General features: G+C 62.6%; 26 protein-coding genes and 1 riboswitch. Of the genes, 11 read left to right on the top strand and 15 right to left on the bottom strand.

Annotated features, from left to right (window positions below):
* Positions 1-8: 8 nt before the first annotated feature.
* Positions 9-977, top strand: a complete 969-nt coding sequence (locus AC1D35_RS17615) for an SDR family NAD(P)-dependent oxidoreductase (protein WP_113311039.1) — start codon at positions 9-11, stop codon at positions 975-977.
* A 3-nt stretch (positions 978-980) separates the two neighbouring features.
* Here AC1D35_RS17615 and AC1D35_RS17610 read toward each other — a convergent pair whose 3' ends face one another.
* Entirely contained in the window at positions 981-1,880 is a 900-nt protein-coding gene (locus AC1D35_RS17610) for an SDR family oxidoreductase (protein WP_113311038.1), read from the bottom strand.
* A 180-nt stretch (positions 1,881-2,060) separates the two neighbouring features.
* Here AC1D35_RS17610 and AC1D35_RS17605 point away from each other — a divergent pair, with 180 nt between their 5' ends.
* On the top strand, positions 2,061-2,879 hold the full coding sequence (locus AC1D35_RS17605) for a helix-turn-helix transcriptional regulator (RefSeq protein ID WP_162748601.1): 819 nt from the start codon (positions 2,061-2,063) through the stop codon (positions 2,877-2,879).
* Positions 2,880-2,890: 11 nt separating this feature from the next.
* On the opposite strand, the gene AC1D35_RS17600 is transcribed toward AC1D35_RS17605, so the two are convergent.
* Positions 2,891-4,009, bottom strand: a complete 1,119-nt coding sequence (locus AC1D35_RS17600) for a metallophosphoesterase (RefSeq protein WP_113311036.1) — start codon at positions 4,007-4,009, stop codon at positions 2,891-2,893.
* Between the two features lie 132 nt (positions 4,010-4,141).
* Positions 4,142-5,035, bottom strand: coding sequence for a transcriptional regulator GcvA (gene gcvA, locus AC1D35_RS17595; protein ID WP_113299232.1), 894 nt, complete (start codon positions 5,033-5,035; stop codon positions 4,142-4,144).
* Positions 5,036-5,152: 117 nt separating this feature from the next.
* On the opposite strand from gcvA, the gene AC1D35_RS17590 reads away from it, so the two are divergent.
* Positions 5,153-5,857, top strand: a complete 705-nt coding sequence (locus AC1D35_RS17590; protein WP_113311168.1) for an SDR family oxidoreductase — start codon at positions 5,153-5,155, stop codon at positions 5,855-5,857.
* A 139-nt stretch (positions 5,858-5,996) separates the two neighbouring features.
* Complete coding sequence (locus AC1D35_RS17585) at positions 5,997-6,212, top strand: hypothetical protein (RefSeq protein ID WP_113299231.1); 216 nt, start codon at positions 5,997-5,999, stop codon at positions 6,210-6,212.
* A 16-nt stretch (positions 6,213-6,228) separates the two neighbouring features.
* Here the strand turns inward: AC1D35_RS17585 and AC1D35_RS17580 are convergent, their stop codons facing one another.
* From AC1D35_RS17580 to AC1D35_RS17550, 7 genes are all read right to left on the bottom strand, one after another.
* Positions 6,229-7,362: a transporter substrate-binding domain-containing protein gene (locus AC1D35_RS17580; protein ID WP_113311035.1), complete on the bottom strand. Its 1,134-nt coding sequence runs from the start codon at positions 7,360-7,362 to the stop codon at positions 6,229-6,231.
* A gap of 193 nt (positions 7,363-7,555) precedes the next feature.
* Positions 7,556-8,329 (bottom strand): methyltransferase domain-containing protein, encoded by a 774-nt coding sequence (locus tag AC1D35_RS17575; RefSeq protein WP_113311034.1) that lies wholly within the window; start codon positions 8,327-8,329, stop codon positions 7,556-7,558.
* Between the two features lie 3 nt (positions 8,330-8,332).
* Positions 8,333-9,097, bottom strand: a complete 765-nt coding sequence (locus tag AC1D35_RS17570; RefSeq protein ID WP_113311033.1) for an ABC transporter ATP-binding protein — start codon at positions 9,095-9,097, stop codon at positions 8,333-8,335.
* Entirely contained in the window at positions 9,094-10,134 is a 1,041-nt protein-coding gene (locus AC1D35_RS17565) for an iron ABC transporter permease (RefSeq protein ID WP_113311032.1), read from the bottom strand. The genes AC1D35_RS17570 and AC1D35_RS17565 overlap by 4 nt, the downstream gene beginning before the upstream one ends.
* Entirely contained in the window at positions 10,131-11,162 is a 1,032-nt protein-coding gene (locus AC1D35_RS17560) for an ABC transporter substrate-binding protein (RefSeq protein ID WP_113311031.1), read from the bottom strand. Before AC1D35_RS17560 ends, AC1D35_RS17565 begins: the two co-directional genes overlap by 4 nt.
* Positions 11,163-11,342: 180 nt before the next feature.
* Positions 11,343-11,625, bottom strand: a riboswitch (cobalamin riboswitch).
* A gap of 55 nt (positions 11,626-11,680) precedes the next feature.
* Positions 11,681-12,913, bottom strand: a complete 1,233-nt coding sequence (locus AC1D35_RS17555) for a metallochaperone AztD (RefSeq protein WP_113311030.1) — start codon at positions 12,911-12,913, stop codon at positions 11,681-11,683.
* A 242-nt stretch (positions 12,914-13,155) separates the two neighbouring features.
* Positions 13,156-14,772: an arylsulfatase gene (locus tag AC1D35_RS17550; protein ID WP_113311029.1), complete on the bottom strand. Its 1,617-nt coding sequence runs from the start codon at positions 14,770-14,772 to the stop codon at positions 13,156-13,158.
* Between the two features lie 279 nt (positions 14,773-15,051).
* On the opposite strand from AC1D35_RS17550, the gene AC1D35_RS17545 reads away from it, so the two are divergent.
* A complete protein-coding gene (locus tag AC1D35_RS17545) occupies positions 15,052-16,110 on the top strand; it encodes an NAD(P)-dependent alcohol dehydrogenase (RefSeq protein ID WP_113311028.1) in 1,059 nt (352 codons plus the stop codon).
* Here AC1D35_RS17545 and AC1D35_RS17540 read toward each other — a convergent pair.
* Positions 16,098-17,015: a LysR family transcriptional regulator gene (locus AC1D35_RS17540; RefSeq protein ID WP_477939256.1), complete on the bottom strand. Its 918-nt coding sequence runs from the start codon at positions 17,013-17,015 to the stop codon at positions 16,098-16,100. The genes AC1D35_RS17545 and AC1D35_RS17540 overlap by 13 nt on opposite strands.
* 181 nt (positions 17,016-17,196) lie before the next feature.
* On the opposite strand from AC1D35_RS17540, the gene AC1D35_RS17535 reads away from it, so the two are divergent.
* Complete coding sequence (locus AC1D35_RS17535) at positions 17,197-17,541, top strand: YidB family protein (protein WP_113299221.1); 345 nt, start codon at positions 17,197-17,199, stop codon at positions 17,539-17,541.
* Positions 17,542-17,591: 50 nt separating this feature from the next.
* On the top strand, positions 17,592-18,065 hold the full coding sequence (locus AC1D35_RS17530; protein ID WP_113311026.1) for a hypothetical protein: 474 nt from the start codon (positions 17,592-17,594) through the stop codon (positions 18,063-18,065).
* A gap of 28 nt (positions 18,066-18,093) precedes the next feature.
* Here the strand turns inward: AC1D35_RS17530 and AC1D35_RS17525 are convergent, their stop codons facing one another.
* The 4 genes from AC1D35_RS17525 to AC1D35_RS17510 are packed head-to-tail and all read right to left on the bottom strand — an operon-like array spanning position 18,094 to position 20,058.
* On the bottom strand, positions 18,094-18,714 hold the full coding sequence (locus AC1D35_RS17525) for an ATP-dependent Clp protease proteolytic subunit (RefSeq protein WP_113299219.1): 621 nt from the start codon (positions 18,712-18,714) through the stop codon (positions 18,094-18,096).
* A 46-nt stretch (positions 18,715-18,760) separates the two neighbouring features.
* Entirely contained in the window at positions 18,761-19,132 is a 372-nt protein-coding gene (locus AC1D35_RS17520) for an SRPBCC family protein (protein ID WP_113311025.1), read from the bottom strand.
* Positions 19,129-19,443 (bottom strand): metalloregulator ArsR/SmtB family transcription factor, encoded by a 315-nt coding sequence (locus AC1D35_RS17515; protein ID WP_113311024.1) that lies wholly within the window; start codon positions 19,441-19,443, stop codon positions 19,129-19,131. Before AC1D35_RS17515 ends, AC1D35_RS17520 begins: the two co-directional genes overlap by 4 nt.
* A gap of 54 nt (positions 19,444-19,497) precedes the next feature.
* Positions 19,498-20,058, bottom strand: coding sequence for a TetR/AcrR family transcriptional regulator (locus AC1D35_RS17510; protein ID WP_113311023.1), 561 nt, complete (start codon positions 20,056-20,058; stop codon positions 19,498-19,500).
* Positions 20,059-20,214: 156 nt separating this feature from the next.
* Here AC1D35_RS17510 and AC1D35_RS17505 point away from each other — a divergent pair, with 156 nt between their 5' ends.
* The 4 genes from AC1D35_RS17505 to AC1D35_RS17490 all read left to right on the top strand — a co-directional run.
* Entirely contained in the window at positions 20,215-21,096 is an 882-nt protein-coding gene (locus tag AC1D35_RS17505) for an NmrA family NAD(P)-binding protein (RefSeq protein WP_477853232.1), read from the top strand.
* Between the two features lie 240 nt (positions 21,097-21,336).
* A complete protein-coding gene (locus AC1D35_RS17500) occupies positions 21,337-21,744 on the top strand; it encodes a hypothetical protein (RefSeq protein ID WP_113299214.1) in 408 nt (135 codons plus the stop codon).
* An 88-nt stretch (positions 21,745-21,832) separates the two neighbouring features.
* A complete protein-coding gene (locus AC1D35_RS17495; RefSeq protein ID WP_113311021.1) occupies positions 21,833-23,206 on the top strand; it encodes a PepSY-associated TM helix domain-containing protein in 1,374 nt (457 codons plus the stop codon).
* 10 nt (positions 23,207-23,216) lie between these two features.
* Positions 23,217-24,104 (top strand): copper uptake system-associated protein (locus tag AC1D35_RS17490; RefSeq protein WP_477939251.1); only part of this gene is annotated, 888 nt, incomplete at its 3' end.

Raw genomic sequence — 24,104 nt, 5'->3', positions numbered from 1 at the left:
AAAAGAAGATGACCAAGAGCTTTGGTGCAAAATCGACCGCCGACGAAGTGCTTTCCGGTGTCGATCTCAAGGGAAAGCGATTTCTCGTCACGGGTGTATCGTCGGGTATCGGGCTCGAAACAGCCAGCTCACTCGTCTCTCACGGTGCCAGCGTCGTCGGAACGGTCAGGGATCTCGCCAAGGGCGAGCCGGCCACTGCGCCGGTTCGTGACGCCGCTTCGCAAGGCGGCGGCAGTCTGGAATTGATCGCGCTCGATCTGGCATCGCTGCAGAGCGTTCGGGCCGGCGCGGACAGGCTGCTGGCTGACATCAGGCGGTTCGATGCCGTCATCGCCAATGCCGGGGTGATGGCAACGCCGTTCGGGCGGACGGTCGACGGCTTCGAAATCCAGTTCGGGACCAACCATCTCGGGCATTTCGCTTTGATTGACCGGATCGCGCCGCTCATTGCCGACAATGGGCGGTTGGTGGTGCTGTCTTCGCAGGCGCATCGCGTCGCCGATGTCGATCTCGACGATCCGAATTTCGAGCATCAGGAGTATCAGCCGTTTGTCGCCTATGGCCGGTCGAAGACGGCGAACGCGCTCTTCGCAGTGGAATTCGACCGGCGGCATCGTGATCGCGGCATCCGGGCTGCTTCGGTAATGCCCGGCAACAGCATCACCGATCTTCCCCGGCATTTTTCGCCGGAGGAGTTGCAGGGTCTTTTGGAAACCGTCGGCAAGGCGCGCGCCGAAGCGGGTCTTGCGCCTGCGGAACTGAAGGAGATCCCGCAGGCGGCGGCAACCTCGGTCTGGGCCGCGGTCGTTGCCGACAAGGATGCGATCGGCGGCCGTTATCTCGAGGATTGTGCGGTCGCGCCGATCAACGATACGCCCAGTCCTTTTGCCGACGGGGTCAGGTCGTATGCGCTCGATGCCGGCAAGGCCAAACAACTCTGGACGAGAAGCGAGGAGTTGATAGGCGCTGCCTCTTAAGGATCAGGCCGCCACGCTGCCGTAATCCATCGCGTCGAGATCGGCGATCAGGCCGGGACCTGTCGGATTCCATCCAAGGACCCGGCGGGTCTTTTCGCTGGAGGCCGGGAAGTCCAGGCCGGCGAACATCGCCATCCAGCCGAAATGCTCGGCCGCCTTTTCCGGCGCGACCGAGACGACCGGCAGCTTCAGGCCGCGGCCGAGGGCTTCGGCAATCTCGCGGGTCGTGATGCCTTCCTCGGCAACGGCGTTGTAGCGGGCGCCAGGCTCAGCTTTTTCGATCGCGAGCCGGTAGAGCAGGGCGACATCGAGCAGGTGGCCGGCGGGGAAGCGGTTGCGGCCTTCGCCGACATAGGCGGAGACGCCCTTTTCGCGGGCGATCTCGATGAGCGGCGAGATCAGGCCCTGCTTGAATGTGTCGTGGACCTGGGGAAGGCGCATGACCGAGACGTTGACGCCCTGGTCGAGCAGGGCGTTGCCGGCAAGCTCGGAGGCGATGCGCGGGTTGGGATGCTCGATGTTGAAGACATCCTCGCTCGCGGGCTCGCCGAGATGGGCGTTGCCGATGCCGGTGCCTGACGTGATGAGGAGGGGGCGGTTGGAGCCCTTGAGTGCCTCGCCCATCGCGTGGATGATGCGGCTGTCCTTCTCACAATTCGCGACGAACCGGGAAAAGTCATGGTCGAAAGCGGTATGGATGACGGCGTCTGCCTTCTCGACGCCGCTCCGGACGCTTTCAGGCTCTTCCAGCACTCCCCGGTGGACTTCGGCGCCCGCCGCATCCAGCGCTTTGGCGCCGGCATCCGAGCGGGTCATGCCGATGACATGATGGCCGGCCTTCAGGAGTTCGGGCAGGATGGCCGAGCCGATGAAGCCGGTGGCGCCGGTGAGGAAAATGCGCATGGATATCTCCTTGTTTCAAAGCGTGCCGTTGCACGCTTTAAGTCATTGTTTTTTCGCATGTCGTTATCGCAAACCGCTTCACACTTTTGCGCGACATGCTTTACAGACCCCACTATTGCGCTATAGTTTATGCTGTTAAAGTAGTGATCTTATCCTATTATAATGGCTAACAGGAACAGCATGAGCACCGACAGCAACGCGCTTGGCATCTTCCTTCGCGACCGCCGCTCGCGCCTCGATCCGGCGGTGTTCGGTTTTTCCGGGCGCCGGCGCACGCCGGGGCTCAGGCGCGAAGAGGTGGCGCAGCGCGCCAATATCAGCCCGACCTGGTACACATGGCTGGAACAGGGGCGCGGCGGCGCACCATCAGCCGATGTGCTGAACCGGATCGCAGGCGGGCTGATGCTGACCGAGCCCGAGCGCGAGCATTTGTTCATTCTCGGTCTCGGCCGGCCGCCGGAAGTGCGCTACCGCGCCATCGAGGGCATTAGTCCGCGCCTGCAGCGTCTCATCGACACGCTCGAGGTGAGCCCCGCGCTGGTGCGCACCGCGGCCTGGGACATCGTTGCCTGGAACCGCGCGGCCACCGTCGTCATGACCGATTACGGCAAGCTTGCGCCGGAGGATCGGAACGTGCTGCGGCTGTTGTTTTCCAACCCTGGTGTCCGGAACGTTCAGCACGATTGGGAAGCCATGGCACGTTTCGTCGTCGGCGCCTTCCGGGCGGATGCGGCGCGAGCGGGTGCTACCTCGGAGATATCAGATCTGGTGGAGGAGCTCTGCCGTACAAGCCCGGAATTCAAAGGGATCTGGGAGGAGAATGAGGTGATCGCCCATGGCGAGGGAACCAAGCGGTTGAGACATCCTGTTCTCGGCGATATCGCACTGGAATATTCCGGCTTTGCGATCGACGGCAGGCCGGATCTCAACATGGTCGTCTATAATCCCGTCGATCCTGACGTCGCAGAGCGCATTCGCCTGATGGTCAGGGACAGCTGAGACGAGCGCGATCAAGACCTTCGCCGCAGCGTGAACACCGTCAGTTCCGAGGGCCTGCCCAGCCTCAGCGCAAAGCCCGGCCAGAGCGCTGTTCCGTTGTTGACATAGAGCTGCATGCGGCCGACGTGGTAGTGGCCGGAGACGAAACCGCCGTTTGCGCGGGCGACCAGACGATCGAGGCCGAGCACCATGCCGCCATGGGTGTGCCCTGACAGCTGCAGCGCGATCCCCGCCTTGGCCGTCTCGGCGGCCATTCTCGGCTGATGGTCGAGAAGAATGATCGGGGCATCGGCCGGAGCGTCTTTCAAGGCCGCGGCAAGATCGGGATCGGGCATCGCTCTGCCGAAAGCCGCCAGATCGGTCACGCCGGCAATGACGATGCGGCCGGCGCCGCGCTCGATGACGGCGTGCTCATTCATCAGCATGCGGATGCCAAGACTGGCGTCGTGCGCAATCCAATCGTCGTAGCCGAAATAATATTCGTGATTGCCGGGAATGGCGAAGACGCCGTCGCGCGCCGCAAGCTTCGCAAGCGGTGCGACATCGGCCCGGCGCTTCTCGAGGCGGCCGTCGATGAAATCGCCGGTGACGACGATCGCATCGGTCCCGAGGCCATTGGCCTTCTGCACAAGGGTTTCGGCCCAGGACGCCGGGAAGAGGCGGCTGAGATGGAGGTCGGTCAGCTGCAGCAGCCGATAGCCGTCGAAGGATTCGGGAAGATCCCGGATTGATATCTCGACGTTCTTCACGGGTGGAATGCGCACGGCTCCGGCAACGCCAAAAGCGGCCAGGCCGAAGGCTGCGAGCCCGATGATGTAGCGCATCTCCGGGGGCACGGCCGGAAACTCTCCCTCGACGAGAGCAAGGGCAAGCGAGACGGCATCGAGCGCGATCTGGAAGACCGCCAGCAGGAGCGTCGCGCCGAAGAGGAAATTCAGCACGATAATCAGCGGGCGCGGATATTCGGGCGCGAAGACGGACCCTGAAGAGATGCGGTTCAGCAGTACCTGCTGGGAGGCGACCAGGAGCACGCCGGCAAGCAGGGCCTTGGCAGGCCAGATCCACGGCAGGGGCAGGATGAAGCGGAGGAGGACGACCAGCCAGGGAATGCCGAGAATGAAATGGAACATCAAATAGGCCTGTGATTATCAATGCTTATCGGAGGGAATGAAGAGATTGAATCTGGTGTCTCCGGCGTCCTGCGCAAGAGGCTCATTGTTCTTTGGGTCCGTCAGGCTGACGCCGGTCCCATGCGCGAGTGCTCAGCCAGCCTTCTGCGCCTCAGTGAACAACCAGCCGATCACGGTTTCCAGCGCCTGGGATTTCCGGTAGCGGGGCCAGACGAGGTAGATGTCCGACGGGCCGCGCAACCTGCCTTCGAAGACACGCACCAGCCGCCCCCGGGCCAGATCCTCGGTGACGAAGCCGCCATTGGCGAGAACGATGCCCTGTCCGGCAATCGCTGCCTCGATGGCGTGAGAAGTCTGCGAAAAGCTGATGCCCTTGAAGGAGGGGCTGCGGCTGCTGGCGAGATGGCGCTCGACGAATTCCGGCCAGAGATTATGGGCATCGTGCAGCAGCGGATAGGCGGAGAGCTCCTCGGCCGTGCGCGGTGCATTCCGGCCGGCAAGCAGCAGCGGGCTGCAGACGGCGATGACCTCCTGTTCGAACAGCAGCTCGGCATTCAGGCCCGGCCCAAAGGGCGGGCGGCCATAGCGGACGGCGAGATCGACGCCATCGACGGCGAAATTCGAGATGCGCTCGGTCGCCAGAATATGCAGATCGAGATCGGGATGCAGAGCGGTGAAATCAGGCAGGCGAGGGATCAGCCACTTCGATGCAAATGTCGGCGTGGTGCTGATGGTGAGCTTGATCGCCTGCGGCTTCAGCTCGTCCGTTGCCCGCGCTATGATCTCGAAGGCGCGCCTGATGTCGGCGATGTAGCGTCTGCCCTCGGCCGTCAGCGCCAGCGTGCGCGGAAGCCGTTCGAAAAGGGTCATGCCGAGCTGCGCTTCGAGCCCGCGCACCTGCTGGGCGACGGCGCCCTGCGTAACGCCAAGCTCTTCGGCGGCGAGCCTGAAGTTCAGGTGGCGCGCCGCGACCTCGAAGGCTCTCAGGCCATTGAGAGAGGGAAGCTTTCCCGGGATATCGCTCATCGAGTAGTTTTTCTACTGTCACAGAAGAGGAGAACTGTTTCGCGCTCGCGTGGTGGACATGGTATCGTGCGCGCACACATCGAGCAATTGACCATATCATTTCAGGAGGGCATCGGCATGTCAGTAGAAAAAGTGGCTGTTATCACCGCAGGCGGCAGCGGTATGGGGGCCGAGAGCGCGAGGCGGCTCGCGGCCGATGGCTACAAGGTCGCGATCCTGTCTTCCTCCGGCAAGGGCGAGGCGCTCGCCAGGGAGCTCGGCGGCGTCGGCGTGACCGGTTCCAACCAGTCGAATGACGATCTGAAGCGGCTTATCGATGCGGCGATGGCGGCCTGGGGGCGGATCGACGTTCTCGTCAACAGCGCCGGGCATGGGCCGCGTGCCGCGCTGAATGAGATCACCGACGAGCAGTGGCATACGGGCATGGACGTCTATCTGATGAACGTCATCCGCCCGGTGCGGCTGGTGACGCCGATCATGCAGGCGCAGAAGAAGGGCGCGATCGTCAATATCTCGACGGCCTGGGTCTTCGAGCCGTCGACGATGTTTCCGACCTCGGCGGTCTTCCGCGCCGGTCTTGCCGCCTATACCAAGCTCTTTGCCGATACCTATGCGGCCGAAAATATCCGCATGAACAACGTGCTGCCCGGCTGGATCGACAGCCTGCCGGCAACCGAGGCGCGGCGCGAGAGCGTGCCGATGCAGCGCTATGGCACGAGTGAGGAAGTGGCCGCGACCATCGCGTTTCTTGTGTCCGACGGGGCGGGGTATATTACCGGCCAGAGCCTGAAGGTGGATGGCGGGTTGATGCGCTCGGTTTGAGGGGTGCATATCGGGTGCTCGATGGCGGTGGACGGTTGATCGTCGAAGCCAGGGGCAACTTGAACTATTCGGCTCTGCGCTTATTGTCAGGCGGTGGACATTGCGCCCATGCCCGCGACGATCGAGAAGGCCCGAATCCATGCAGAAGTTCACCGTAACCATCACGCGCGAGATCGAGGCCGATACTGCCGAGGAAGCAGCGCTTCTCCTGTATCAGGAGCTTGCCCGGGACGCGGCGCCGCTTCGCTATCTGGTCGCGGACGAGACCAAGAGGACAAGGACCGTGACGCTGGATCGGGCAAAGGCGGACGAATTCGCCGCTGTCGATCATACTGCGGATCCGGGGAATTGGTGAGCCGCCGGGCAGTATCTCACTTCTTCTCGCCCAGATACCGAAACAGGGTGTCTTTCCAGGCGTCGTCGTGGATTGCTTCGAGAATGGCGACATCGATCGCCTTCCGGTAACGGCTGCCGGCCGGCATCGCCATGCCGTAGTTCTGCGGCTCGAAGACCGTATCCAGCACCTGCACGCTGCCGGGGAACTGCTGTTCGGCGGTCCAGGAGAGCAGCGGCTTGTCGTAGACGAAGGCGTCGATAGTGCCTGATGTCAACGCCCGGAAACCGTCCTGCACCTTGTCGAAATCGCGGTGCCGGATGCGCTCGCCATCGAGAAAACCTGTCGTGGCGGAGCCGGTGACCGCGCCGACGCGCACCCTCGGCAGGTCTTCGGCGCCATTCACCAGGCCCCTGATCTGGCGTGTGGTCAGCGCGGAGGTGACGCTTGCGGTGAAGACCGCGATGGTAATGATCGACATGACCATCCAGAGGATCGCCAGGGTTCGACCGCCGAGCGTTTTAGGGCCGCGATGGCCGGTGCTTGCCTGCGTCATCGCTTCGGCCGACCACCAGATGCTGGCGCCGAGCCCTCTGGCCGCGCCGCCGCCGAAATCCTCGTTGTGGCGGTGCTCGAAGAGCCAGATCAGGGCGCCCACCGCCAGCGAAATACCGATAAGCGCGCCGACCGCCTGAAGAAAACCGAGAGAGGTCATCGTCTGCGTGATCTCGTACCAGACGGAGACGCTCTGGACGGAGACGGCGATGCCGAGGCCGGTATTATAAAACGGCTGGGAGAAATCGACATTGCGTTCCCTGTCGGCGGTGATGGTGATGGCCGCGACCGAGAGGTCGTAGTCGCCGCGCTTCGTGGCATCGAGCAGACTCTGGACCGAGGGTTCCTCGACCAGCCGGTATTTGACGCCGAGCCTGTCGGCGATCTGCTGCCAGAGATCAATCGAAAGGCCGGTCCAGGTGCCGTCGGGCTCCTTCATGGCAAAAGGCGGGGCTTCCTTGGTGCCGACCACCAGTTCGCGGTTGGGAAATTCAGGCGGGGCGGCAAACGCGTGCCGTGGGAAGGATACGGCCAGACAAAGGAAAAACGCCAGAATGACGAACGGCAGAGTCCGGCGCCTGCTTTTGCCGGATGAGGGCGCGGTGGTCTTTGCCATAACACCTTTCCCTTCCTGCATCAGGCGAACTGCGGCTTCGTTCGTGGATCATCCTGAACGGCTGACGGCGTCCGGCAAGTACGCAACGGTAAATGCAACGATCATTTACGGTGACGGGCATTTGGCACAGGCTGGTTTCAGATCTCGGCAAATCGCCACGCATCCAGAAATGGGCGCGCGGCAAATGCAGGCATCAGGGCCGCCGGCAGGCGAGGATGAAGCGCTGGTAGACGAGGGTTCGGAGCCTGTTTCGGAGATTGGCATTCTTGCGCTGCGCCCTCGCGATCGGGGCGTGGGAGTGAAGCGCGATGTCCGTAAAGCCTGCCGATCTCAAGAGCGGCAGGAGCATGTTGGGGCGGAGACCCTGGCCGAAGGGCAGGGCTGACATGATGCGGGCGTGGCGGGTGCTGAGCGCGCCGTCATAGTTCTTGTCGGCACCGACGAGGCGGTCGATCCAGGAGATCAGCAGGCTGGCGATGCGGCCGGTCGGTTTCGGGCCTGCCCAGTCGCCATCGAAGAAGAGCAACAGGCCGCCGGGCTTGAGGATGCGGAACCATTCGCGAAAGGTTTCCTCAGGGCGGGTCAGCGTCCAGACGAGGTGGCGGCAGATGATGGCATCATAGCTCGCGTCCGGCTCCAGGGTGTTTTCGGCGTCTGCCAGGATGAAGCGCAGGCGCTCCTTGCCGGCGTGTTTGGCGCGGGCAACCTTCAGCATAGCCTCGGAGAAATCGAGTGCGGTGACGTCATAGCCGAGATCGTGGATCAGGCGCGTCACTTCGCCGGTGCCGCAGGCAAGTTCCAGCACGCGTTTCGGCTCGGGGCCGATGGCTTTGCGGATCGGCTTCTGCCAGGCGTCTGCCTCCGGGCCGGGGGCGATCCTGTGGCCGAAGGCGAGGTCAAAGGTTTCCGAGCGCTTCGACCAGTAGTCGCGGATCTCTTCCTTGAGATCGAAATTCACTCCATCCATGTCTTACCCCATCCGATACTGGATATGTGCGCGGCCATGCACGGGTGATTTTTCGATATGGGCGCGCACGCCGAAGACGCGGGCGATCAGCGCTTCGGTCAGCACCTCCTCGGGCGTGCCTGCGGCCACGACCTCGCCCTTCTGCAGCACGGCCAAGTGGTCGCAGAACATCGCTGCCAGATTGAGATCGTGCAGCGCGATGATGGAGGTGAGGCCGAGTTTGGCGACCAGGGCCAGGATATCGAGCTGGTGCTGGATATCGAGATGGTTGGTCGGCTCGTCGAGCAGCAGTTCGCTTGGGGTCTGGGCCAGCGCCCTGGCGATATGCACCCGTTGCCGCTCGCCGCCAGACAGTGTCTGCCAGAGCTGGCCGGCGCGTTCGCCCATGTCGACGCGGGCGAGTGCTTCTTCGACCGCGGCATCGTCATCGGGTGCCCAGGACGAGAGGAGGCCGCGATGCGGCGTGCGGCCGAGGCGGACGATATCGCGCACGGTGAGCTGCGTATCCGTCGTCGTCTGCTGCTCGACGAAAGCGATGCGGCGGGCAAGGGCGGCGCGCGAGAGGCCGGAGACATCATCGTCGCCGAGGCGGATGATGCCGGATCTGACCTGCCGCAGCCGGCAGATCAGGCGGAGCAGACTCGATTTTCCGGAGCCGTTCGGCCCGAGCAGGCCGAGCACCTTGCCCTTTTTGACCGATATGCTGACGCCATTGACGATGACGGTATTGCCGGCGGCATAGGTGACCTTGTCGACTGATATGCTCATGCGCTTCTCCGCACGCGATAAAGGATGATGGCGAAGGCCGGGGCGCCGAAGAGCGCGGTGACGACGCCGATCGGCAGGATCTGCTGCGGAATGATGATGCGCGAGACGATGTCGGCGCCGACCATGAAGATCGCCCCGCCAAGCGCTGTCGCCGGCAGCAGGCGGCCATGGGCTGGGCCGACCAGGAAGCGGGCGGCATGGGGAATGACGAGGCCGACGAAGCCGATGGAGCCGACCATGCTGACGACGCTTGCGGTCATCGTAGCCGTGACGGCGAGCAGGGTGAACTGCACCCGGCGCACGGCGATGCCGAGGGAAGCTGCGGCATCCGTGCCGAAGGCGAAGGCATCCAGCGCACGCACATGGGCAAGGCAGATGACGAAGCCTGTCAGTGCGACCGGCAGGGAGAGATAGACATCCGGCCAGCGCACGCCGCTCAGCGACCCCAACAGCCAGAAGAGCACGCCGCGGGCCTGTTCTGCATTGGCCGACGTGGTGACGATATAGGAGGTCAGCGCATTGAAGAGCTGCGAGCCCGCCACGCCGCAGAGAATGATGCGCTCGCTGGTGCCGCCCACACCGGCTGCCAGAATGCCGACCAGCAGGAAGGCAATGACGGCGCCGATGAAGGCGCCGGCGGAGAGGCTGAGCACGCCATAGCCGAAGCCTGATATCATGACGCAGACGGCCCCGGTAGAGGCGCCGGCCGAAATGCCGAGCACATAGGGTTCGGCGAGCGGATTGCGCAGCAGCGCCTGCAACACCGTGCCGCAGAGCGCCAGCGACGCACCGGCACTGGCCGCCACCAGCGCGCGGCTGAGGCGGTAATCCCAGACGATGCCCTGATGAATGCGGCTGAGTTCGAATGCCGTGCCGAACAGGCGGTTGGACACCGCCTTTGCCGTGGTGGCGAGAGGAATGGCGATCTCGCCTATAGACACGGCAAGGCTCACCACCAGCCCGAGCAGGACGAAGGCGGCGATGGTGAGCGCGGCGAGCGCCCACCATTTCCTCTGTCGCAAGGCAGCCTGGCTCACTGCGTCAGACCGAAGGACTTGATGCCCTTTGCGAGCGTTTCGATACCGTCGATCGTGCGGATCGTCGGGTTCATCGACTGCGCGTCCATCATGATGAAGCGCTTGTTTTTCACCGCATCGAGTTCACTGGTGACCGGATCATTCTCCAGGAAATCCACCTTCACCTTGGGATCGTCGGCGGCATAGCGACGGCGGTCCATGGTGGCTATGACGATGACAGCGGGATTGGCCTGCGCAATGGTTTCCCAACCGACGAGGGGCCATTCCTCTTCCGTGCTGACGACGTTTTTCGCGCCGAGCGTCTTCAGGATATAGGCCGGTGCGCTGTTCTTGCCGGCGATGAAGGCATCACCCTTGACCTCCTTACTGGAGAACCAGAAGACGACGGGCAGGTTCTTTGCGGCAGCGCCGGCAACGGATGCGGCGGCATCGGCCTCGCGCTTTTTCAGGTCGGCGATCAGCCTGTCGCCGCGGTCCTTGATGTCGAAGATTTCAGAGAGTTCGGTGATTTCCTGATAGATCAGGTCCATCGTGAACAACTCCTTGCGCACGCCATCACCGCCATCGGCGTTGATCTTGGCGACGCAATCGGCAGGCGCGACATAGGTGTTGATGCCGAGATCTTTGAACTGCTCGCGCTTGCCGACGGACCCCTGCGTACCGACATGCCATTCGAATTCGGCAGCCACCAGATCGGGCTCGACACCGACGACGGATTCGAAGCTCGGGTCATTGTCAGCCAGTCGTTTGATCCTGCTGTTGGCGTCGGCATATTGCGGCAGGACCGGGCCGACCCAGACGGCCGTGCCGGCGATCTTGTCGGCAAGGCCGAGCGAGAAGAGCACTTCGGTCATGCCTTGGCCGATCGAAACGATCTTGGCCGGTGCCTTGTCGAACGTGACCGGCTGGCCGCAATTGGTAAGGGTGAGGGGGTATCGGGTGGCGGCGAAGGCGGGGGCTGCGAGGCCGGCCAGGCAAAAGCCGGCGAGCCCGAGCGCAAGGGAAAAGCCTGGAAGTAACTGGCGCATTGGAAACTCTCGATCGGAAGGAAAAGGGCTAGCGGACGCCGGCGCGCGCAGATGCGTGAGCCAAGCGTGGAGGGAGAGGGCTAGCGGCGGGTGGTCCAATCGGGACGGATCGCATGCGGCAAGCGGCAGGGATTAAGGTCAATCATGTCTGCTCCTTGTCCGGGCATCCCCGCCCGGCTGATTGGATCGTGATTGACGGCAGGTCTCCTGGCTCACGGATGTCAGTCGGTCATCTGCCTTCCCGCGCTTTCGCACAGTGGCATGGCCCTGAGGCCTTGGAGTGACCGGCTCGCTTGTCATGTCCTGATATGAATGGCGCACCATACATTCCGGGATATAACCAGCAATCCGCTTACAGTTGCGGGGGCAGCCACGGTCTTGGTCCCTTTTGGGTCGTCCGCACCGTGTTCCCTATTAATCCCCTCGAAGCTCTCCTCGGGGAACCGTCGTCCTGATCTATGACGCCGCCGTGGGCGACGTCAAGCACCGGATGCAAAGTGTCCCGGGTCCGGAGCCGCTCAGTGGCTGGCGCCCGAGCCGCCGGCGGCGACGAGCGCGAAGGGTTGGCCGTCGACGGGGATCGTGCGCGTTTCCTTCAGCGTTTCGCTACTGACGAGGCGGATCAGGCTGTGGCGAGGATCGGTGATGGCGATATTATCGCCGGCCACGGCCAGCCGCGGCCGCGGATCGCGCCAATGCCCATCCTTGCTGTAGGGCTCCGTGACGGTTTCCGATCTGACGATCTCGCCCTTCACCGTATCGAGCAGGTGCAGCTTGCCGTCCTCGGTGAGGATATAGGCATTCTGGAACCGTGCCGGATCGAGCACGAAATCGACGCGGCGGGTCGGAAGGTCTATGACGCGGTAGGGTGTTTCGGTGCTGTCGGGATCGATCAGCACCACCTTGTCCTCCCCGTAATTGCCGAGGAAGAACTGCATGGAGCGCCCGCCGAGCAGGGTCGAGACCTTGCCTTGCGGCAGCGACGCGCCATAGCCGAGCATCTCCAGTTTGGGGCCTTTCGTGCCGCCGGGGCGGGCGACGAGCACGCCTTCCTCGCAACCGAAGGCGACGAGGCGGGCGGAGGTCGCCTCGCCATGCAGGCCGGTGCAGGGCGCGACATCGCCCACCTGTTGTCCGTCACGGTCGAGCACGCGCAGGCCAAGGCGCGGCGGCAACTCGCCTTCCTTGACCGGCGCCTGCATGTTCGGCACTGAAACCAGCAGGTGATTGCCCATCGGCACCGCGACGCCGTGATGGGCGGCGATGGTGTTGAAAGCCTTCGGCTCCGGCTTTGCCTGCAGCAGACTACTTTCCCTCAGGAGATCGAAGCGGTCGGTGCGGTCGTAGAAGATCGCCACGTCATCGCCATGCGTCACGACATGGCCGGGCTTCTCGCCCTTTATCGTCGCGCCGATCAGCTTCGGCGGCGTCACTTCGAGATCGCGATGCTCCCCATGATCGGAAAGGACAATGCCGGTATCGATGACATGAACGATATTCTCATCGCCCTGGACCGCAAAGACCGTGCGCCCGGTGTCGCTCAGCGACAGGGCGGCATAGCCCTTGAGATCGAAGCGACCGATCTGTCTGCCGCTCGCAAGATCGATGGCGCGGACGACCGGCAGGCTGTGATCAGCCACGAAAAGCCGCCAGCTTTCCTGCTGTTCCTCCTCTGCGCGGGAAGCCGATGGCAGGGCGGCGGAGGTGAGCGCGGTGGCGACTGCGAAGACAGCGAAAAGGCGCCGGGACATGAAATCTCCTTTAATGTAATAACATTACATCTTCGTTGTTATAAAGTTACATTTGCCTTGTCCAGTCCTGGCTGTCGGATTTTTGGGAAATTAGGGCGCTGGCCTCGTTTGATGTTTGGCCGGCTTTCATCGTGACCGGATCGCAACGTCAAGCACGGGCAGTGAGAACTGTTGCCGGTGGAGGGGAACGTCGGCTGCAGCAGGCGGCGCGACGGCCGCCTCGCTGCGGTGATGTTTTGCAATCAGTTCTTCGGCGCCGACAGTTTCTGCATGACCTCGTCGAGATTGAAGCTCGCGGGCTTCTGACGGACGGGGAATTCCGCGAAGCTTTGCAGCCATTTCCCGACGATCGCCTGCGAGGGAACGATGACGAAGGCGCGGTCGAAGAACCATTTTTCGTATTCGATGGATTCGTCGCCGCGTTCGAACGGGTCGGCCCGGAGATTGAAGAGGAGCGGGGCCCTGAGTTCGGTGAATGGCTGGCGCCAGACGCCGATGCCCGTGTGATCCTGCGACTTGAAGACGACCTTCCAGTTCAGCACGCGGACGGCGACCAATTCGCCATCGTCGTTCCAGTAGAGGAAATCGCGGCGCGGCGTCTCGTTTACGCTTCCAGACAGGAAGGGCATGAGATTGTAGCCGTCGAGATGCACCTTGAACGTCTTGGTGCCGGCGGTATAGCCGGTCAGGCATTTCGCCACGATATCCGGTTCGCCTGCCGCCGCGCAGAATGTCGGGATCAGGTCGTAATGCGAGAAGGCCTCGTTGTGGATCGTTCCGGGCTTGATGACACCAGGCCAGCGAATGCATGTGGGCACGCGATAGCCGCCTTCCCAGTTGGTTGCCTTTTCTCCCCGGAAAGGCGTGGTGCCGCCATCCGGCCAGGTCATCACCTCGGCGCCGTTGTCGCTGGTATAGACGACGATCGTATTGTCGGCGACGCCGAGATCGTCCAGCTTCTTCAGGAGTTCGCCGATCATGGCGTCATGTTCGAGCATGCCGTCAGGATAGACGCCAAGGCCGGTCTTGCCGACGGAATCGGCCTTCAGATGCGTGTTGACGTGCATGCGGGTGGAGTTGAAATAGCAGAACCAGGGTGTGCCGGCATTCTGCTTGCGATCCATGAAGTCGAGAGCGGCGGCCAGGAATTCCTGATCCACGGTCTCCATGCGCTTGACCGTCAGCGGTCCGGTATCCTCGATCCTGCCGTCGGCCGAGGCCTTGATGACGCCGCGCGGACCGAAGCGTTTGCGGAATTCCGGGTCCTTGGGATAATCAGGGTTCTCAGGCTCTTCCTCGGCATTGAGGTGATAGAGATTGCCGAAGAATTCGTCGAAGCCGTGGTTGGTCGGCAGGAATTCATCCTTGTCGCCGAGATGGTTCTTGCCGAACTGGCCGGTGGCGTAACCGAGTGATTTCAGGAATTCGGCAACGGTCGGGTCTTCCGGCTGGATGCCGAGATCGGCGCCGGGCAGGCCGACTTTGGTGAGACCCGTCCTGATTGGCGACTGGCCGGTGATGAAGGCGGCGCGGCCGGCCGTGCAGCTCTGCTCGCCGTACCAGTCGGTGAACATGGCGCCCTCATTGCCGATGCGGTCGATGTTCGGGGTGCGATATCCCATCATGCCGCGGTGGTAGATGCTCGGGTTGAACCAGCCGATATCGTCACCCATGATCATCAGGATGTTCGGTTTGCGTCCGGCAGTTCCTGAGGTCGTTGCCTGTTGCGCCTGTGCGGGAGCCGGTGCAGATAGCGATACGCCKGCCGCAGCCAGCGCCGTGCTCGCGACCAGCAGATCGCGGCGGCTGAGCCCTTGCCGGGTCACGGTCACGGATGGGTTCTTCGTCTCCTCTGCCATGCAGGTATCCTCCGTTGGACGACGGTTTGGACCGTCGGCCTGCACGCTAGAGACGAGTTTCAGGGCGCGGAAGTACTTTACGGTAAATGCCGGCGGGGTTTACCGTAACGTGCAGGAGAGGCAGTAGCGGGCACTTAATAAGACTGCCGCATCTAATTGCTGAGCCACGTTCACAAGCCTATCCCGCATTCTGCCGCTAATCCGGCTAATCTGCCGGCGCTATATCCCCATCGGCGCGGCTTTCCGCGTCAAGTTTCCAACAGCGCGAGGGATAAGCCATTGAGAACATCAGGATTTGCCGCAACCGATGCGAACACGCCGTTGCAACCTTTCTCCTTCGATCGCCGGGAATTGCGCCCCGAGGACGTGGCGATCGATATTCTCTACTGCGGGGTCTGCCACACCGATCTGCATATGGCCCGCAACGACTGGGGATTTTCGGCCTATCCCGTCGTGCCGGGGCACGAGATCGTCGGGCGGGTATCGGCCATCGGCAGCAACGTTTCGCGCTTCAGGGTGGGCGACAATGTCGCCGTCGGCACGATCATCGACAGCTGCATGGAATGCGCCCAGTGCCGGCGCAATGAAGAGCAGATGTGCTACAAGGGCGTCACCGTCACCTATAACGGCAAGGACCGGGTGACGGGCGAGACCACCTATGGCGGCTATTCCGACCATGTCGTCGTGCGCGAGGAATTCGTGCTGCGGGTGCCGGACGGGCTGGATCTGGCGCGCGTCGGTCCACTGCTTTGCGCCGGGATCACCACCTATTCACCGCTGCGCACCTGGAATGTCGGCCCCGGCAGCCGGGTGGGCGTGATCGGACTTGGCGGACTCGGCCATCTGGCCGTGAAGTTTGCCTCCGCGCTCGGCGCGCATGTGACGGTCATGACGCGCTCGGAAGGCAAGATCGAGACGGCGCGCGCACTCGGCGCCGACAAGGTGCTGCTGTCGACCGATACCCAGGCGATGGAGGCTTCGGCCTTTGCCTTCGATGTCATCATCGACACTGTGCCCTACGAGCACGATCTCAGCCCCTACCTCAACCTGCTCGATGCCGATGGCACGCTTGTGATTGCCGGGTCGCTGGTCGATACGCCGAAGTTCAATAACCTCTTGATCCTCGGCGCACGCCGGCGCATTGCCGGCACGCCGAGCGGTGGCATCAGGCAGACGCAGGAGATGCTGGATTTCTGCGGCCGCAAGAACATCCTGCCGGAATGCGAGATGATCGCCATGGCCGATATCGCTGGAGCCTTCGAGCGGCTGGAGCGCGGCGATGTGCGCTACCGCTTCGTCATCGACATGGTGACGATGCCGGCGGCTCAGGCGGCTTGACCGGCTGACCGTTTGGGGATGGCGCGCAGCGCCTCGACGAAGACCGAAAGGGCCGGCGGCATCTGTCGCCGGCTCGGGTAATAGAGGGAATAGCCGGTGAAGGGCTTGCAGTAATCCTCCAGCACGCGGATCAGCCGGCCGCTCCTGACATGCTCGGCGGTGAAATCCTCGAAGACATAGACGAGGCCGGAACCTGAAAGGGCGGCCTCGATCATCATCTCGGAATCGTTGACCATAAAGCTGCCAGACACCTTCACCTCGATGTCGCGGCCATTTTCCTCGAATTCCCAGGCATAGGGGCCGGCCAACGAGGCCATGTAATAGGTCACGCAATCATGATCGGCGAGATCGTGCGGTGTTTTCGGCTGCGCAAAGCGGGCGAAATAATCGGGCGAGCCGACGACGGCGGCGCGTATGTCCGGGCCGATGCGCAAACCGATCATATCCTTGTCGATGCGCTMGCCGAAGCGGATGCCGGCATCGAAGCGCGAAGCGACGATATCCTCGAACCGGTCGCCGACGATCAGCTCCACGCGAATATCCGGATAGGTGCGATGAAACTCCGGCAGGATCGGCATGACGAGCGAGGTTGCGGCATGTTTGCCGGCAGTGATGCGCACGGTGCCGGAGGGTTTTTCCCTGAGATTGCCAAGTTCCTGCAGGCCGCGGCTGATCTCGGCAAAGGCGGGCTGGAGCGTGATCAGCAGGCGCTCGCCGGCCTCCGTGGTGGCGACGCTGCGGGTAGTGCGGGCGAGAAGCCGCATGCCGAGCCTCTCCTCCAGCTGGCGCATCATGTGGCTCAAGCCCGAGGAGGAAATGCCAAGGCGAGTGGCGGCGCGCGTAAAGCTGCGCTCTTCGGCGACGATGACAAAGGCGGCGAGATCATCGAAATCGTGGCGTTTCATTTCTGATCTGTCTTCAGGAGTGGGCGGGATTGCGGGATGCTGCTCATATATCTGGGCCGATAGGAACAGCCCGGCAAGATGCCTGATGTCAAGGACCCGACGCTCGCGCATCCGTAAATCGGCAATGACATAAATATCACGTCATGCTAAAATAGAATCCACTGATGGTGGAGGAGTGACCATGAGTATTTTCGATGGTTTAGGCGGTGTTCTCTCCGACGTTTTTGCCGGCAGGCAAGTCGATTACGTCGCGGTTGCAACCCGGATATTCGACAATGCCGGAGGGCTGCAGGGCATTGTCTCGCAGCTCAATACGGCAGGTCTTGGTGAGCAGGTCTCATCGTGGATTGGCACCGGCCACAATCTTCCCGTTTCGGCAGAGCAGATCCAGGCGGCCCTGTCCTCCGATCAGCTGCGCGATCTCGCCGCCAAGTTCGGCGTCGATACCAGCGAGGTGTCCAAGCTGCTCGCCGAGCATCTGCCGCAGGCGGTGGATGCGGCAACGCCCAACGGGACCGTCTCATAGCTTTCAAAGCCGTGCATGCCGTGAACTGCCCCCAAACACGAGGATGTCTGATGATTGCGAGATTGCTTGTGCCCGCCTCCGCCGGAGCGTTGATTGCCGCCGCCTTCTTGGTTTCACCCTTCTCCGTTTCTCCGGCCTCGGCGCTGACCATGAAGGAATGCAGCGCCAAATATCAGACGGCCAAGGCCGACGGTTCGGCCAAGGACATGAAGTGGAACGACTTCCGGGCGAAGTTCTGCGGTGCGGATGCGGCCGCCGAAGATGCCGCCGATGACAAGGCAGTGGCCGCCACGACGGACAAGGAACCCGAAAAGCCGACGGTCAAGGCACCCAAGGGCGTGACCATGCCGAAGGCGATCGACAAGAAATATGCCAGCGAAACGCCGGGTAAGGGTCGGCTGCATACCTGCGTCGACAGCTACCATGCCAACAAGGATGCCGGCACGCTGAACAATCTGAAGTGGATCCAGAAGGGCGGCGGTTACTGGAGCCTTTGCAATACGGCATTGAAGGCCGGTAGCTGAGGTTTAGGCTGGCGGGCGGGGCGCACGGCTATTGCGCTCCTACCTCTGCCACATCCTCTCGATCCGTCAGGATACGGTCGATCAGCCCCCATTCCAGGGCCTCTTCAGCCCTCATGAAGCGGTCGCGATCCATCGCCTGCTCGAACTCATCATAGGATCGGCCGCAATGTTCGGCGTAGAGCTGCGTCATGAGCAGCTTCGTCTTCCTGATTTCCTCGGCATGGATCAGCATATCGGAAGCCTGCCCCTGGAAGCCGCCGAGGGGCTGGTGGATGAGGATGCTGGCATTCGGCAGGGCATACCGCTCTCCCGGTTGGCCGGCCATCAGCAGGAAGGAGCCCATCGAGCGGGCCGTTCCCATGCAGAGCGTGTGAACCGGCGCGCGGATGAAGCGCATCGTGTCGTACATGGCAAAGCCGCTGGTGACGACGCCACCCGGCGAGTTGATGTAGAGATTGATCGGCTTCTTGGGATTTTCGGCTTCGAGGAACAGAAGCTGGGCGCAGACGAGGGCGGAAACGGTATCGTTGATTTCGCCGTTCAGAAAGATGATCCGTTCGCGCAGGAGGCGGGAATAGATGTCGAAGGATCGTTCCCCTCTCGAGGATTGTTCGACGACCATAGGGACGAGTTGCATCGCTTCGCGCATCGGCGAACTCCAATCGTTTGGGACTATGACGGGAATGCTTGCCGCGTCAGGCGGCGAGCATGAGGGTCGGGCCGTTGCTGTTGGCGACCGATCTCGTGAGACGCACTGATGTCGCGCCGGTCAGCTCGTGGATGATCCGCAGGCTGGTGCCGCCCGATGCATTGGGCGTGATCGCGAAGGTGACGATGCTTTCCAGGAAGGGCGGGCTGTCGTCGCGCAATCTGTAGCGAACCTCCTTACCCGGCGTCTCGGAGAGCGATTGCGGATCGGCAAGCGCTTCCTTCGGCAGCCATCTCTCGCGAAATTCGGCAATGCTGATCGCCCGCCAGACCTTTTCCGGCGGCGCATCCAGCTCGTATCTCTGTTCGAAGCCGGTTTCCGGAGCCTCGGCCTGCACTTGGGCCTTCACCTCGTTCATTGGTCCATATCCTTCAGCAAGAGCTTGAGAGCATCGATGCGAGCCGGCCAGTAGGCGCGATATTTCGCCAGCCATTCTGCGATTAGGGCCAGCCCATCCGGATCGACCTCGTAATTCACGAAACGGCCCTCCCTCTGTTCGCGCACCAACCTTGCCGACCGCAGCACGGCGAGATGCTGGGACATGGCCGGCTGGCTGATCTCCATGCCCTGGCGAAGCGCGCTGGCATTCAGGCTGCCTGCCGCAAGCTTCTCGAAGATCGTGCGGCGCGTCGGGTCGGACAGGGCTCGAAAAATGTCGTGTTCCATCATGACAACACATAAGCACAGACTTATGAGATTCGCAAGAGTGTCGAATGGGCAGGGTCACTCGGCCCGATGCACTTTCTGCCGTGCAACATCCAGAATCTCATCCGCCATCTCTTCATCGGTCACAATACGCGCCAAAGTCAGCGCGCCGACCAGCATGGCGAAGGCGGCCATTCCCTTGCGGCGGCTGGCCTTGGTACCGGCGGGGCCGGAGCCGAAGACGGAGAACATGTCCTCGATCACTTTGGTGGCCGCTTCTCGCGCCTCTGGGCCAGAGCGGGCGAGCTCGCTGCCGAGGGAGGAGATGGGGCAGGAGGGCACGGCTCTGCCGCCGGCCCGGGTGGCTTCGATATAGGCGTTGACGACATCGTCGAAGCTGGCCTCGTCGCGCACTTTGCGCATGCTTCCGGCGAGCTGGTCTCCAGCCTTTTCCAGCGCTTCGGCGACCAGATGATCCTTGCTTTCGAAGTGACGGTAGAAGCCGCCCGGCGTCAGGCCGGCAGCGGCCATGATATCGGCGACGCTTGCTTCAGCAATGCCCGAACGCCTGATCTCGTCGGCTGCGGTGGCGACGATGGTCTGGCGCGTCCTTGCCGCTTCCTCGTTTGATTTTCGCATTTCCGGTCTCCGTGCGCCTTGACAATTTAGATTGTACCCAACATCTAATTAGATGTCACTCGTAATCTAAATTTCGAGGGCGGGCGATTTGTAACGGACGAGCCTCGTGGTTCGCTCCGGCGGATTCCTGCGCCCTTTTCACAACTGGAGAAGACCATGTCCAAGACCTATCTGGTGACCGGAGCCACCGGCAAAACCGGCAAGCATACGACCCGCATCCTCCTGGAAAAGGGCCACAAGGTGCGAGCGCTCGTGCACCGGGAAGATGCGCGTTCTCAAGCACTCGCCGAGGCGGGGGCGGAGGTGGTGGTCGGGGACCTCACCGACCACGATGCCGTCATCAGCGCGGTCGCGGGCGTGAATGCCGCCTATCTCTGCTATCCGATCCGGCCGGATCTCATCGATGTGACGGCCTATTTTGCCGATGCCGCACGGCGGGCAAAGCTCGAGCTTATCGTCAACATGTCGCAGATTTCGGCGCGCGAGGTGGCGAAAAGCCATGCTGCCCGCAACCACTGGGTCGCCGAGCGCGTGCTGGACTGGTCGGGTGTGCCGACCGCCCATATCCGCCCGACCTTCTTCTCCGAATGGCTGACATTCCCCTGGGTGAGCAATGTCATCGCCAGTGAGGGCGTGATCGAGCTGCCCTATGGCGAGGGGAGGCATGCGCCTGTTACCGGCGAAGACCAGGCGCGGCTGATTGCGGCCATGCTGGAAAACCCGGCCGAGCACGCCGGCAAGATCTATCCGCTGTTCGGCCCGGTGGAACTCAGCGAGGCGGAGATCGCCGCAAGGATGAGCGAGGTGCTCGGCCGCAAGATCGGCTACCGGCCGGCGACTGTCGAAGCCTATACGGCGCGCCTCAAGAGTTTCGGCCTTGACGATTTCATCATCCAGCACTTCCAGTGCATCGCCGAGGACTGCCGCAACGGCGTCTTTGCGGGCACCAACGACGTTATCGAGCAGTTCACGGGAACGCCGCCGATGACGGTGGAGGCTTTTGTCGAGCAAAACCGCGCCGCCTTCGATCGCGCTTGAGTCGGGTGACCGGCGGCTTCAAGGCCCAGTCGGAACTGGCGCATTCGGCCGACGTGGATGCGTGAGGCGGATTTCGACGGATGGGCGGGTTTGCTTCTGTCCCATCCGTCACCATTCAATCCGACTGCCTTGAGCCGCTACGATCCGTCGTCCGGTCATGAATGTCGCATTGAGCTTTGCCGCAGATGCCGCTATCACGGATTCGATGCTGAGGTAGGGGCCTCGAGGCGCAGGGGAACGATGCAATATCGTCTGGACAGGATCGAGCAATGGCTGGTGCGCATTCTGTGCACCATCGCGCTCGTCTTCGTCGGTCTTGCGCATCAGGTTCCGGCCGTCGCCGAAGATGCCCTGAGCCCTGCGGCACTTGCCCAGTATGTGCTGCCTGACGGCACGCTGCCGACGCTCTGCGTTACCGTTGTCGATGATCACGGCAAGGAGCATGGCAAGATTGCGCATCTCAACCCGTGCGAAGCTTGCCGCATCAGCGCTTCCGTCGTGCTGCCGCAGCCGGCGGATATCACCGGTGCGCGCATCGGCTTTACGTTCAAGGTGGAGCTGCCGCGCCGCGTCGAAGCTTTCCATCGCCAGCTTTTCCCGCCCAATACCGGGCCGCGCGCCCCGCCTGCCAATCCGATCCTTGCCTGAACCCGCGTCGTGGCTCTGGCCGTGATGCGTCTTGCAATCATGGTCGGGCCGCTCTGACGCCGCCGGCCGAGGATTCGGATCTACTTCCATGTCTACAATCACTGCCACTGAGTCGGCAGAGAACGCCACATCGGGCGTTTCGCTCTATCGCGCCATCTGGCGCTGGCATTTCTTCGCCGGCCTGCTCACCATTCCCTTCCTGTTGAACCTTGCCATTACCGGCTCGCTCTATCTCTTCAAGGACGAGATCAACGATACGGTCTTTGCCTATCGCTATACAGTTCAGCCCGCCGGCGAGGCGCTGTTGCCGCAGAAGATTGCCGATATCGCGGCAGCCGCGGTGCCCGGCTCGGTTGCGAGCTCCTACAAGGACCCGGCCGGGGCCGATCGTTCGGCGATCGTCACGGTGTCGTCAGATGCCGGCCAGACGCTGGTCTTCGTCAATCCCTATGACGGCAAGGTGCTGGACACGGTCGGGACGACCGAGGAGTTCAACTATGTCGTCAAACGCATCCACAGCCTTGCGCTGTTCGGCGGCCTGCCCAACAAGCTGATCGAGATCACCGGCGGTTTTGCCATGGTGCTCGTCGTGACCGGCATCTATCTCTGGTGGCCGCGGCGGCAGACGGGTGGGGTCGTGACCGTGCGCGGCACGCCTGCGCGACGGGTCTTCTGGCGGGATCTGCATGCGGTGACCGGCGCATTCGCCGGCATCCTGATCTTCTTCATGGCGATGACCGGCATGCCCTGGTCCGGCTATTGGGGCGCCAACGTGAATGCGTGGCTCACGAGCCATGATCTCGGCTATCCCGTGCAGCTCTGGGATGCGGTGCCGAAGTCGCAGAAGGTGACGGAGGATATCCTGCCGAAGGCGGGCTGGATCGTCGAGAGGGCGCCGGTGCCGTTGTCGGACATCGCGGCGGCGCAATCGAAGAAGCCTGTTGGCCTCGACAAGGCGGTGGAAATCGCACGCGGGCTCGGCATGGCGCCGGGCTTCGATCTCGCCATTCCCGGCAGCGAGACCGGCGTCTATACGGCGGCCGTCTATCCCGACGACCTCACCAACGAGCGCACACTCCATATCGACCAGTATTCCGGCAAGCCGCTCATCGATCTCTCCTTCGGCCAGTATCCTTTCCTCGGCCAAGCAATCGAATGGGGCATCAATGTGCATCAGGGGCAGGAGTTCGGGCTCTTCAATCAGCTGCTGATGCTGGCGACCTGCCTTGTCATCATCCTCTCCTGCGTCACCGGCGCCGTCATGTGGTGGAAGCGGCGACCGGCCGGGCGGGTCGGCGTGCCGCCCATGCCGCCGCAGCGCTCCGTCTATCTCGGGCTCTGGACCATCGTGCTGGTCTTCGCCGTCGCGTTTCCGATGAGTGGATTGCTGATCCTGTTGATGATCGCCTTCGACCAGATGGTGATCCGTTTCGTGCCGCCGCTAAAGCGCGCCTTTGCCTGAGGAGGGGATGATGAAGACGATTATTTCTTTCCTGATGAGCCTGCTGATCGCGACAGCTGCGGTTGCACAGGAACCGGCGGCCGGTACTATCCGGATCGACCATGCGGCCTCGCATTCGATGGTGCCGGGCGCCAAGGTGGGCGATGGTTACCTTGTCATCACCAATAGCGGCAGCGAGCCGGACAAGCTTGTTGCCGCGAGCTCCGATCGCGCCAGAACCGTGCAACTGCACCAGATGACGATGGCGAACGGTATCATGACCATGCGCGAGCTGAAGGGCGGGCTTGCCATTCCCGCCGGGCAGACGGTGACGCTTGCGCCCAGTTACCATCTGATGTTTCAGGACGTCGCAAAGCCCTTCAAACAGGGCGAGACGATCAGGGCGTTGCTGAGTTTCGAGAAGGCGGGCACGATCACGGTCGATTTTGCCGTCGGCAAGATCGCCGGGCCGCTCGATGATGTCGGTGGTGCGGCCAAGACTATGGATCATGGCGGCGTGGACCATGGGGCGATGAGCATGCCCGGCATGGAAGGCATGGACATGGAGATGGATATGTCCGGCCCGCCGCCGGAAGAGGCCATCCCCGCGACGCTGAAGACCATGTTCGAGCGGCCGGACAAGCCGCTGACAATCCTGCCCGTGGTCGCGGAGAACGACTGGGCGATTGCCGGCTGGCAGCAGGACGGGCGGGGCGGCCGTGCACTGCTGAAAAAGGGCCATCACGGCTGGAGTATTTTTCTCTGCAGCGGCGACGGCATAAAGGAGGCTGCGGCGCTGGAGAAGGCCGGGCTTTCCGTTGATGATGCCAAGGCGCTTGCGGCCGATCTGGCCGAGGCCGAGAGCAAGCTTGATCCGAAGGTTCTCGCGCTGTTTGCGAGCTTCGAGGGTACCGTCATG

The organism is Rhizobium sp. P1_E6 (assembly GCF_056405875.1).
This window is presented reverse-complemented; position numbering and strand designations above follow the sequence as displayed.

What these genes read in the sequence shown, in the direction of transcription:
- AC1D35_RS17615 (WP_113311039.1), top strand. Translation starts at nt 9, where the DNA reads ATGACCAAGAGCTTTGGTGCAAAATCGACCGCCGACGAAGTGCTTTCC.
- AC1D35_RS17610 (WP_113311038.1), bottom strand. Translation starts at nt 1,880, where the DNA reads ATGCGCATTTTCCTCACCGGCGCCACCGGCTTCATCGGCTCGGCCATC.
- AC1D35_RS17605 (WP_162748601.1), top strand. Translation starts at nt 2,061, where the DNA reads ATGAGCACCGACAGCAACGCGCTTGGCATCTTCCTTCGCGACCGCCGC.
- AC1D35_RS17600 (WP_113311036.1), bottom strand. Translation starts at nt 4,009, where the DNA reads ATGTTCCATTTCATTCTCGGCATTCCCTGGCTGGTCGTCCTCCTCCGC.
- gcvA (WP_113299232.1), bottom strand. Translation starts at nt 5,035, where the DNA reads ATGAGCGATATCCCGGGAAAGCTTCCCTCTCTCAATGGCCTGAGAGCC.
- AC1D35_RS17590 (WP_113311168.1), top strand. Translation starts at nt 5,153, where the DNA reads ATGTCAGTAGAAAAAGTGGCTGTTATCACCGCAGGCGGCAGCGGTATG.
- AC1D35_RS17585 (WP_113299231.1), top strand. Translation starts at nt 5,997, where the DNA reads ATGCAGAAGTTCACCGTAACCATCACGCGCGAGATCGAGGCCGATACT.
- AC1D35_RS17580 (WP_113311035.1), bottom strand. Translation starts at nt 7,362, where the DNA reads ATGGCAAAGACCACCGCGCCCTCATCCGGCAAAAGCAGGCGCCGGACT.
- AC1D35_RS17575 (WP_113311034.1), bottom strand. Translation starts at nt 8,329, where the DNA reads ATGGATGGAGTGAATTTCGATCTCAAGGAAGAGATCCGCGACTACTGG.
- AC1D35_RS17570 (WP_113311033.1), bottom strand. Translation starts at nt 9,097, where the DNA reads ATGAGCATATCAGTCGACAAGGTCACCTATGCCGCCGGCAATACCGTC.
- AC1D35_RS17560 (WP_113311031.1), bottom strand. Translation starts at nt 11,162, where the DNA reads ATGCGCCAGTTACTTCCAGGCTTTTCCCTTGCGCTCGGGCTCGCCGGC.
- AC1D35_RS17555 (WP_113311030.1), bottom strand. Translation starts at nt 12,913, where the DNA reads ATGTCCCGGCGCCTTTTCGCTGTCTTCGCAGTCGCCACCGCGCTCACC.
- AC1D35_RS17535 (WP_113299221.1), top strand. Translation starts at nt 17,197, where the DNA reads ATGAGTATTTTCGATGGTTTAGGCGGTGTTCTCTCCGACGTTTTTGCC.
- AC1D35_RS17530 (WP_113311026.1), top strand. Translation starts at nt 17,592, where the DNA reads ATGATTGCGAGATTGCTTGTGCCCGCCTCCGCCGGAGCGTTGATTGCC.
- AC1D35_RS17525 (WP_113299219.1), bottom strand. Translation starts at nt 18,714, where the DNA reads ATGCGCGAAGCGATGCAACTCGTCCCTATGGTCGTCGAACAATCCTCG.
- AC1D35_RS17520 (WP_113311025.1), bottom strand. Translation starts at nt 19,132, where the DNA reads ATGAACGAGGTGAAGGCCCAAGTGCAGGCCGAGGCTCCGGAAACCGGC.
- AC1D35_RS17515 (WP_113311024.1), bottom strand. Translation starts at nt 19,443, where the DNA reads ATGATGGAACACGACATTTTTCGAGCCCTGTCCGACCCGACGCGCCGC.
- AC1D35_RS17510 (WP_113311023.1), bottom strand. Translation starts at nt 20,058, where the DNA reads ATGCGAAAATCAAACGAGGAAGCGGCAAGGACGCGCCAGACCATCGTC.
- AC1D35_RS17505 (WP_477853232.1), top strand. Translation starts at nt 20,215, where the DNA reads ATGTCCAAGACCTATCTGGTGACCGGAGCCACCGGCAAAACCGGCAAG.
- AC1D35_RS17500 (WP_113299214.1), top strand. Translation starts at nt 21,337, where the DNA reads ATGCAATATCGTCTGGACAGGATCGAGCAATGGCTGGTGCGCATTCTG.
- AC1D35_RS17495 (WP_113311021.1), top strand. Translation starts at nt 21,833, where the DNA reads ATGTCTACAATCACTGCCACTGAGTCGGCAGAGAACGCCACATCGGGC.